At 67.9% G+C, this 8,728-nt stretch carries 11 protein-coding genes and 1 pseudogene; 4 read left to right on the forward strand and 8 right to left on the reverse strand.

What is annotated here, in order from left to right; all coding sequences use genetic code 11:
- The 3 genes from LI94_RS18855 to LI94_RS18865 form a co-directional block, all read left to right on the forward strand.
- Positions 1–408 (forward strand): VTT domain-containing protein (locus LI94_RS18855; protein ID WP_046302154.1); only part of this gene is annotated, 408 nt, incomplete at its 5' end.
- 39 nt (positions 409–447) lie between these two features.
- Positions 448–918 carry a nitroreductase family deazaflavin-dependent oxidoreductase gene (locus LI94_RS18860; RefSeq protein ID WP_024443415.1) on the forward strand — a complete coding sequence of 157 codons (471 nt, stop codon included), beginning with the start codon at positions 448–450 and terminating at the stop codon, positions 916–918.
- Between the two features lie 167 nt (positions 919–1,085).
- On the forward strand, positions 1,086–1,766 hold the full coding sequence (locus LI94_RS18865; RefSeq protein WP_036458424.1) for an aquaporin: 681 nt from the start codon (positions 1,086–1,088) through the stop codon (positions 1,764–1,766).
- A gap of 33 nt (positions 1,767–1,799) precedes the next feature.
- On the opposite strand, the gene LI94_RS18870 is transcribed toward LI94_RS18865, so the two are convergent.
- The 3 genes from LI94_RS18870 to LI94_RS18880 are packed head-to-tail and all read right to left on the reverse strand — an operon-like array spanning position 1,800 to position 3,774.
- Positions 1,800–2,183: a DoxX family protein gene (locus tag LI94_RS18870; protein ID WP_046302155.1), complete on the reverse strand. Its 384-nt coding sequence runs from the start codon at positions 2,181–2,183 to the stop codon at positions 1,800–1,802.
- Complete coding sequence (locus LI94_RS18875) at positions 2,180–3,325, reverse strand: SPFH domain-containing protein (RefSeq protein WP_046302156.1); 1,146 nt, start codon at positions 3,323–3,325, stop codon at positions 2,180–2,182. The genes LI94_RS18870 and LI94_RS18875 overlap by 4 nt, the downstream gene beginning before the upstream one ends.
- A gap of 14 nt (positions 3,326–3,339) precedes the next feature.
- Entirely contained in the window at positions 3,340–3,774 is a 435-nt protein-coding gene (locus LI94_RS18880; RefSeq protein WP_024443411.1) for an NfeD family protein, read from the reverse strand.
- Positions 3,775–3,852: 78 nt separating this feature from the next.
- Between LI94_RS18880 and LI94_RS18885 the strand changes: the two genes are divergently transcribed.
- Complete coding sequence (locus LI94_RS18885) at positions 3,853–4,686, forward strand: hypothetical protein (protein ID WP_024443410.1); 834 nt, start codon at positions 3,853–3,855, stop codon at positions 4,684–4,686.
- Here the strand turns inward: LI94_RS18885 and LI94_RS18890 are convergent.
- From LI94_RS18890 to LI94_RS18910, 5 genes and pseudogenes are all read right to left on the reverse strand, one after another.
- Positions 4,683–5,714 (reverse strand): ferrochelatase, encoded by a 1,032-nt coding sequence (locus tag LI94_RS18890; RefSeq protein ID WP_046302157.1) that lies wholly within the window; start codon positions 5,712–5,714, stop codon positions 4,683–4,685. The two genes, LI94_RS18885 and LI94_RS18890, sit on opposite strands and share 4 nt — an antisense overlap.
- A 12-nt stretch (positions 5,715–5,726) precedes the next feature.
- Entirely contained in the window at positions 5,727–6,536 is an 810-nt protein-coding gene (gene inhA, locus LI94_RS18895; RefSeq protein WP_024443408.1) for an NADH-dependent enoyl-ACP reductase InhA, read from the reverse strand.
- A gap of 32 nt (positions 6,537–6,568) precedes the next feature.
- A complete protein-coding gene (gene fabG1 / locus LI94_RS18900; RefSeq protein WP_024443407.1) occupies positions 6,569–7,318 on the reverse strand; it encodes a 3-oxoacyl-ACP reductase FabG1 in 750 nt (249 codons plus the stop codon).
- 100 nt (positions 7,319–7,418) lie between these two features.
- The gene (locus tag LI94_RS18905; RefSeq protein ID WP_046302158.1) at positions 7,419–8,426 is read right to left on the reverse strand and encodes a VWA domain-containing protein; all 1,008 of its coding nucleotides are present in this window, start codon (positions 8,424–8,426) and stop codon (positions 7,419–7,421) included.
- A gap of 28 nt (positions 8,427–8,454) precedes the next feature.
- A pseudogene (locus tag LI94_RS18910) lies at positions 8,455–8,728 on the reverse strand (DUF58 domain-containing protein); the annotation flags it as partial.

Here is an 8,728-nt window from a genome sequence, read left to right on the forward strand (position 1 = left end):
GATGTGTATAAGAGACAGCAGTTGAGCCGGGTGGTGCAACACCCGCGACTTGACGCGCTCGACACCCGCCTTCGCCAACGCGGCTGGCCCGCGGTGGTCTCGCTGAGGTTGATTCCGGCGATCCCGTTCTCGGTGATCAACTACGCCGCCGGTGCCTCGGCGGTGCGACTCGTGCCGTACACGGTGGCCACCCTGATCGGGCTGCTGCCGGGCACGGCCGCGGTGGTGGTGCTCGGCGACGCCCTGACCGGTGAGGTGAGCCCGTTGCTGTTCGCGGTCTCGGCCTGCACCGCCGCGGTCGGGGTGGCGCTGCTGGTGTACGAAGCGCGCTCGCACCGCGTACAGCGGCCCGTGGCCGGCCCGGACACCCGCGAAATCGACTCGAGCGAATCGGTGGCCATCGGCTGATCACGGCGCGCCGACCGGGCCGCGGGTAGCGTGCTGAAGATGCCGTCCTTGGCCGACACCGTCAGCCGATTGTTGAGTTCGCGCCGGCTGATGCGCGCCCCGATCTGGCTGTACCGCGCACGACTCGGCGGCCTCCTCGGCCAGCGCCTGTTGATGCTCGAGCACATCGGGCGCAAGACGGGGGCGCGCCGCCGCGTCGTCCTAGAAGTCATCGACCGCCCCGCCGACGACAGCTATGTGGTGGCATCGGGTTTCGGCGACCGCGCTCAATGGTTTCGCAACATCCGCGCCAACCCCCGGGTGCATGTCTACGTCGGGAGCAGGTCCGCGGTACCGGCCACCGCCCGAGTGCTGGAACAGACCGAAGCCGACCGGGTGCTGGGCCACTACATCGAGCGCCATCCCCGCGCTTGGGAGAAGTTCAGCGCGGTGCTCGAGAAGACGCTGGGCGCAGCCGTGAACCCGCCCAATACGGCACTGCCACTGGTCGAATTGCGCCTGAACCGATAGCGCCGCGGCAAACAACACGAAGCCCTCATTAATCCAGCAACAATTCGGTGAAAAATGGTGGGCGAATAGCCGCCTGAAGGCCCTGCGCCGTTACAGTCCTGATTAGTGCCATGTGCTGGCACAGCACAAATTGGGCAAGTGCCCGACGGAGTGAAGGGACCGGATCAATGGCTGATCGGAACGCCTCGGTGCGCAAATATTTGACCGAAATGATCGGCACGTTCGTTTTCATGTTCGCAGTGCTCGGGATCGTCTTGTCCGGCACCGAATGCGTGGCTGCCACCGCGCTGGGCATCGGCTCGGTGCTGATGGTGATGGTGTATGCCAGTGGGCACATCTCGGGCGGCCACCTGAACCCGGCCGTCTCCGTGGCCGCTTATCTGCGGGGTGCACTGCCCTTGGGCGACTTGGGGCCCTACATCGTTGCGCAGTTGGTCGGTGCCCTCGCCGCGTTCGGTGTGGGATTCGGGTTGTGGCATGACAAGTACGCCACGGGCACGCTTGATCTGACCGGCACGGTCTGGGCCGCATTCTTGGCCGAGTTGGTATTCACATTCGCGTTGTGTTACGTCGTTTTGCACACCGCAACCAGCAAAGACAGCGCCGGCAACAGCTTTTACGGTCTGGCGATCGGCTTCGTGGTGACCGTGGGCGTGGTGGCGGTCGGCGCGATCTCGGGCGCGGCGTTCAACCCGGCCATCACCTTCGGTCTGATGCTGTCGGGGATCTTCGCCTGGAAGTTCCTCTGGGTCTACCTGATCGCCCAGTTGCTCGGCGCGGTAGTGGCCGCCTACGCCTACAAAGCGACCACGCTCGACGAGCACACCGCCGCGTCCCGCCGGGGCTGAATCTCCCCCGGAAACCCCCGGGAACCCCGAAAGCTAGGACTCCAGGGCCCGTACCCCGCCCCCAGCGGTGTGCGGGCCCTGCGCGGTCATCGCGGCGAACACCATCAGCAGCAGTACCGCGGGCACGATGTTGGCGATCCGGTTGCGCACGCGCAGGTGGATGCCCAGCGCTCCGGCAAAATACAACGTCAACAAGCCGGTGGTGAGCCGGGCGACGGCCGGGAAGCGGAACACCGATGCCAGCCCCAACGCGGTGGCGGCCTTGGCCACCGGGACCGCCCAGCGGACCTCCTCGGGAATCCGCATGGCATCCATGTTCTTGGCGACGTAGGGCACCGGGACCGCCGACGCCACGGCGTCACCCGCCAGGAATGCGGCCAGCGCCGCGTAGGTCGGCCGTGCCGTCAGCGCGCTCACGCCGGACCGGGATCGAGCTGCGGCGGCAACACGCCCTCGACCGGCTTACGCGCATCCGCCTCGGCTTTGGCGACGGCCTGGGCGATCGCCGGGTCGGTCTGGGTGGTGAACCAGTCGGCGACTTCGTCACTGTCGTCCTCGGCCCGGTGCCGGGGCTCGTCATAGGGCGAGGGCTGGTAGCGGAACACGCCGTCCTCGCCGGGGGCACCGAGCAGTTTGGTGAAGCCCTGCAGTGCGGTGCCGAAATCACTGGGCACCACCCACACCTTGTTGGATTCTCCCCGGGCCATCTCCGGCAACACCTGCAGGTACTGGTACGCCAGCAGCTCGGGGGTGGGCCGAGCGGCCTTGATCGCGGCGAAGGTCTTCTCGATGGCTTTGGCCTCCCCCTGAGCCTGCAGGTAGGCCGCGGCACGCTCACCTTGGGCGCGCAGCATCCGGGACTGCCGGTCGGCTTCGGCGGCCAGGATCGCCGCCTGCTTGGCGCCCTCGGCGGTGAGGATCTCGGACTGCTTCTGGCCTTCGGCCTGTTTGATGGCGGCCTCGCGCTGTCCCTCGGCGGTCAAGATCATGGCCCGCTTCTCGCGGTCGGCCTTCATCTGCTTCTCCATCGATGCCTGGATCGACGGCGGCGGGTCGATGCTGCGCAGCTCCACCCGGGCCACCCGCAGACCCCACCGTCCGGTCGCCTCGTCGAGCACGCCGCGCAGCTGGCTGTTGATCACCTCGCGGGAGGTCAGCGTCTGCTCCAGCGTCATCCCGCCGACGACGTTGCGCAGCGTCGTGGTGGTCAGCTGTTCCACACCGACGATGTAGTTGCTGATCTCATACACCGCGGCCTTGGGGTTGGTGACCTGGAAGTACACCACGGTGTCGATGTTCAGGGTCAGGTTGTCCTCGGTGATCACCGGCTGCGGCGGGAAGGACACCACCCGTTCACGCAGGTCGATGCGGGCCCGCACGCGGTCGATGAACGGAACCAACAGGGTCAGCTGTCCGCTGACGGTGCGACTGTAGCGGCCCAGGCGTTCGATCACCGCTGCCTCGGCCTGCGGGATCAGCGCGACCGACTTGGCGACCACGATGATCGCGAACACCACCAACACGGCCAGCAACAGCAGCCCGGTTGTGACGCCTTCCATGACGATTCCTTTCGTTACAGGATCTTGCCGACCACGGCGGTAGCGCCGTCGATGTGCATCACGGTGACCTGCTCCCCCGGTTCGAAGACGTCGCCTTCGGTGAGCGCGCGGGCGGTCCACACCTCGCCGCCCAGCTTCACCCGGCCACCGTGTTGTTCGACCCGGTCGAGCACCAGGGCGGTCTTGCCCTGCAGCGCCAGCACCCCCGTGTCGCCGCCTGTTTCGGCCCATAGCCGTCGCCGCAGCGCGGGACGGACCAACGCCAGCAGCAGCACCGAAACCACCAGGAACACCGCGCCGTCGGTCCACAGCGGCCAGTCGGTCAGGGCGCTGGCCGCCGCCGCCGACAGCGCACCACCGGACAGCATGAGCAGGAACATGTCGCCGGTGAGGGCCTCGGCTCCTGCGAGCCCGAGTGCGAAGACCAACCAGATCAGGGCAGTCGGCATGCGGTCAGGATAGCCCGAGAACCGCCCGTACCTATGCGGTCCAGCAACGAAGGGGCGGCAACTACACTGCCTTGCATCATGTGGTGCCCGAGTACTTCCCTGTCGGTGTGGGCCAACGCCTGGCTTGCCGGCCGAGCCGCACCCGACGATGTGTTGGACGCACTATCGGCCTGGGCGCCAGTGCAATCGGTGGCCGCCCACGACGCGGTCGTCGCGAGCAGCGTTGGTCTGTCATGGCCGGACGCGTGCGACGGCGGCGCCGCCGCCCTGCTGCAGTTGGTGCGGGGTGCGGGGCCGTCGGCCGCCGGAGCCGGCATCCGCCCGGTGTTTCCGGTCCCCGGCGACGTCCGCGGACTGCCGGCCGGGACGGTCTTTTCCCAGGAGGCGATCCTCGCCGGCGAAGCCGTTTTGCTCGGCTCTTCGGATGCCTCGACTCCGATCGGGCTGGTTCCGGCGTACTCGGAAGACGCCGACGCTGATTACGCCGCCGAACTGTGCTGGACCGTGTTCCCGCTGACCAGCGTGCCGGCCGGCGAGCAGCACGATCTCGGTGACGCCGAGTACTCGTTGCGGTCGGCGGTGCGGACGGCCGCCGAAGCATTGGGCTCCACCGGTTCGCGGTGGGCCGACTACGGCGTGGCGGATCCGCGACTGCGTGTGGAGCAGATGATGGAAGCTGCTCTCTTGCACAGGATTCCGGACCATGCGCCGAACCGTGCGGTACGTGTTCTGCAGAGCGCCGCCCACGTCGAGGCGATCATCACCGTCAGCGCCGATCTGCTGACCGCCAGCGCTCAGACGTCGGCGGCGGTGCAGCGCGCCGTGGATGCGGTCGCGCCGCTGGCGAGCGTGGTGCGCGCGGCACGCAGCGCAGCGGTGACCGAGATTCTGCAGTCGGCCTGGCGCAACTAGCGAGCCGGCGGCGTCACGGCCGCGATGCAGTGCGATGAGCCGCATGGCGCGCCGTCGACCCCGAACCCACAGCCCAGGCCGGGCGGACCGGCGACGCGTTCGGGTGCGCAGCCGTCGCGCAGCTCCTCGACCAGGCCGCGGGCCAGCCGGGCCAGTCGTCGATCGGCATTCGGTGTGGTCGCTCGCGCGTAGGCGATTCCGGCCTTCTGCGCCGCAGTGCGGACTTCGTTGTCGAGGTCCCAGAGCACCTCGATGTTGTCGCTGAGAAAGCCGATCGGGCACACGATCACCGCGGGCACACCGGCGTCGGCCAGGGCTAGCAGATGTGCTTCGACGTCGGGCTCCAACCAGGGCACCTGCGGCGGCCCCGAGCGCGACTGCCACACCTGGTCGTAGTCGGTGTAACCCGCGGCGGCCGCGACCAGACTCGTCGCGTGGGCGACCTGGCGGCTGTACAGCCGTGGACCGTAGCGTGCGTCGGCGCTCACCGGAATGGAGTGCGCGGTGAACACCAGCCGGGCCGAATCGCGCAGGCCCGCCGGCAGCGTGTCGGCGGCGGCGCCAATCGCCTCGGCGAACATCGCCACGAACAGCGGGTGGTCGAAGTACTGGCGCAGTTTCACCAGTTCCGGGGCCTGATCCCCGACCGCTCTTCGCGCCCGGGCGATGTCCTCGGCGTACTGGTCGCAACCCGAATACCCGCCCCACGCCGAGGTCGGGAACACCGCGGCTCGCCGCACACCGTCGGCCGCCATCTGCGCGACGACATCCTCGACGTAGGGCTCCCAGTTGCGATTGCCGAAATACACCGGCAGACCGGGCGTTTCGGCACGCATTACCTCGGCCAGCTCGCGATTGATCCCATTGATCGGCGACACGCCACCGAAGTGCAGATAGTGCTCGGCGACCGCGTCGAGCCGGGCCGAGGGCACGCCACGTCCCCGGGTGACGTTCTCCAGGAACGGCCGAACCTGTTCCGGGCCTTCCGGCCCGCCGAAGGACAGGAGTAAGACGGCGTCTACATCCATCCGCCGTCCTATCTACAGCAACTGGGTGTGCGCGCCACCGTCGGCGTAGACGACCGTTCCGGTGGTGGACGGCAGCCAGTCGGACAGCAACGCGCAGACGGTCTTGGCCACCGGCGTCGGGTCCTTCATGTCCCAGCCGATCGGGGCCCGCTGGTCCCAGCCCTCCTCCAGCAGCCGGATCTGCTCGCCGGCGCCCTCACCCAGGGCACCACCCACGATGGCGCTCATCGCCAGTGTCCGGATCGGGCCGGCCGCAACGAGATTCGACCGGACCCCGACCTTGCCGGCTTCGCGCGCCACGAACCGGTTCACCGACTCCAGGGCACTCTTGGCCACCGTCATCCAGTTGTAGGCCGGCATCGCCCGCGTGGGGTCGAAGTCCATGCCGACGATGCCCCCGCCGGGGTTCATGATCGGCAGTACCGCTTTGGCCAGCGAGGCATAGGAGTATGCCGAGATGTGGATGCCCTTGGCGACATCCTCGTAGGGGGCGTCGAAGAACGGGTTGATGCCCATGCCGGTCTGCGGCATGAAGCCGATGGAGTGCACCACGCCGTCGAGCTTGTTGCCCTCGCCGATCACCTCGGTGACACGCTCGGCCAACGAACCCAGGTGCTCCTCGTTCTGCACGTCGAGTTCGAGCAGCGGCGCCGGCTCCGGCAGTCGGTCGATGATGCGCTGGATCAGCCGCAGCCGGTCGAACCCAGTACACACCAGCTGCGCGCCGGCCTCCTGCGCCACCTTGGCGATGTGGAATGCGATCGAGGAATCGGTGATGATCCCGGTGACCAGGATCCGCTTGCCTTCGAGAATGCCTGCCATGAAAAGTCCCCTATCTTGAACTGAACGAGTCGCTAGTGGCCCATGCCCATGCCGCCGTCGACGGGGATAACCGCGCCGGCGATGTAGCTCGCGTCCTCCGATGCCAGGAAGCTGACCGCGCCGGCGACCTCCTCGGCGGTGCCCACCCGCTTGGCGGGGATGAAGTCCAGCGCGCCCTCCTGGATCCGCTCGTCGAGGGCACGGGTCATCTCGGTGTCGATGTAACCGGGCGCAACCACGTTGGCGGTGACGCCGGCCTTGGACAGCTCGCGCGAGATCGAGCGGGCCATGCCGATCAGACCCGCCTTGGCGGCCGCATAGTTGGCCTGGTTGCCGATCCCCCACATGCCAGAGACCGATCCGATGTAGATGATCCGGCCAAAGCGCTTGCGCTGCATGCTGCGCGACGCCCGTTGGGTGACCCGGAAAGCGCCGGTCAGGTTGGCGTTGATGACCTCTTCGAAGCGCTCCTCGGTCATCCGCATCAGGAACGCGTCTTTAGAGATGCCGGCGTTGGCCACCAGCACCTCGACGGGGCCCTGGTGCTCCTCGACCTCTTTGAAGGCGCGGTCGACGGCGTCGTTGTCGGTGACATCGCACACCACCCCGAACAGCCCCTCGGGCGCACCGGAGCCGCGGTGCGTCACCGCCACCTTGTGGCCGTCGGCGGCCAGTCGCTGCGCGATCGCCAATCCGATGCCCCGGTTTCCACCGGTGACGAGGACCGAACGGGACACAAAGGCGGGCTTTGCTGCGGGGGCTTCGCTGTCTGTCACCGGCATAACCTATCGAATCGACACGTTGACTCTGCGCACAGGGCGCGGGCTACTCGCACTTGCGCGCCGGGCGCGCAGAGTCAAACCCGGAAGGGGTGGGTGGGACCTAGGCGGGCAGCCGCCGGTTGAGCAGCAGTGCCGCCAGCGCGGCCACCGCCAGAGTGAAAGCACCGAGGCGCAGCCAGCCGGTGCTGGCGTCACCGCGAATGGTCTCGAAGCCGATCTGGTCCTGCAGGGTCGCGTAGACCTCTTTGAGCTGCTGCAGGCTGGAGGCGGTGTAGGCGCTGCCGCCGGACAGGTCGGCGATCTTCTTCAGCGAATCGTCATCGACGGGCACCGGTTGACGCTGCTCGTTGATCTCGACATAGCCGTAGGCCGTGCCGAACGAGATCGTCGAGACCGGAACGCCCTGGTCCTTGGCGGTGCGCGCTGCGGTGAACGCCCCCTTGGGATTGTCGGGGTTGGACGGCACGGTCTCCTTACCGTCGGAGAGCAGCACGATCCGGGCCGGTGGCGGGGTGTCACCGCCGCCGATGACCGCACCCACCGTGGCGATCGCCTGCAGCGCGGTGAAGATCCCCTCGCCGGTGGCGGTGCGGTCCGCCAGCTGCAGCTTGTCGATGGCCGCCTTGGTCGCCTCACGGTTGGTGGTCGGCGAGGTCAGCACGGTCGCCGTGCCGGCGTAGGCGATCAGCCCCAGGTTGATGCCCGCGGTGAGTTCGTCGGCGAACTGCTTGCCGGCCTCCTGCGCGGCCGCCAGCCGGGACGGTGCGACATCGGTGGCCCGCATCGACTGCGAGACGTCGATGACCAGCATCACCACCGCGCGGTTGCGCGGAATCCGGATGTCGTGGGTGGGTCCGGCCATCGCGACGGTGAACAGCAGCAGCGAGCTGACCAGCAGGACCGCCGACAGGTGGCGCCAGCGCGTCGGCGTCTTGGGCGCCACACTCTCCAGCAGCTCCATGTTGGCGAACCGCAGGATCCGCCGCTGCCGCGCCACCTGCATCAGGATGTACAGCACGACCAGTCCCAGAACCACGAACAGGAACAGGAAGAACCAGGGGTGGGCGAAGCCCGACAAGGTCATCGGCCCGAGTAGCGGCAATGTCATAACAGACCTGTCTGTGTACGGGTCGAGTTCACGGCGTCCCCGCCAGCGCGCCGCGCCGGCGTGACTCGACGAAACGGACGATGTCGGCAATCCAGTCCCGGTCGGTCCGCAACCCCAGCAACGGCGCGCCGCAACTGCGCAAGGCGCGGGCGACGTCCGCGCGGTGGGCCACCGCCGCCCGGGCGAAGTCATCGCGCAGTTTGGCGTCGATGGTGAACTCGCGAGTGATCCCGGACTCGGTGTCCTGCAGCACCACGTCGCCGACGTCGGGCAACTCGACGTCACGCCTGTCTCTTATACAC

Origin of the sequence: Mycobacterium sp. UM_Kg27 (assembly GCF_000972905.1) — a bacterium.
Lineage (GTDB): Bacteria > Actinomycetota > Actinomycetes > Mycobacteriales > Mycobacteriaceae > Mycobacterium.

Excerpts from the sequence above, each read along its gene's own strand:
- LI94_RS18860 (WP_024443415.1), top strand. The coding sequence starts at position 448 with ATGCCGTCCTTGGCCGACACCGTCAGCCGATTGTTGAGTTCGCGCCGG.
- LI94_RS18865 (WP_036458424.1), top strand. The coding sequence starts at position 1,086 with ATGGCTGATCGGAACGCCTCGGTGCGCAAATATTTGACCGAAATGATC.
- LI94_RS18875 (WP_046302156.1), bottom strand. The coding sequence starts at position 3,325 with ATGGAAGGCGTCACAACCGGGCTGCTGTTGCTGGCCGTGTTGGTGGTG.
- LI94_RS18880 (WP_024443411.1), bottom strand. The coding sequence starts at position 3,774 with ATGCCGACTGCCCTGATCTGGTTGGTCTTCGCACTCGGGCTCGCAGGA.
- LI94_RS18885 (WP_024443410.1), top strand. The coding sequence starts at position 3,853 with ATGTGGTGCCCGAGTACTTCCCTGTCGGTGTGGGCCAACGCCTGGCTT.
- LI94_RS18890 (WP_046302157.1), bottom strand. The coding sequence starts at position 5,714 with ATGGATGTAGACGCCGTCTTACTCCTGTCCTTCGGCGGGCCGGAAGGC.
- inhA (WP_024443408.1), bottom strand. The coding sequence starts at position 6,536 with ATGGCAGGCATTCTCGAAGGCAAGCGGATCCTGGTCACCGGGATCATC.
- fabG1 (WP_024443407.1), bottom strand. The coding sequence starts at position 7,318 with ATGCCGGTGACAGACAGCGAAGCCCCCGCAGCAAAGCCCGCCTTTGTG.
- LI94_RS18905 (WP_046302158.1), bottom strand. The coding sequence starts at position 8,426 with ATGACATTGCCGCTACTCGGGCCGATGACCTTGTCGGGCTTCGCCCAC.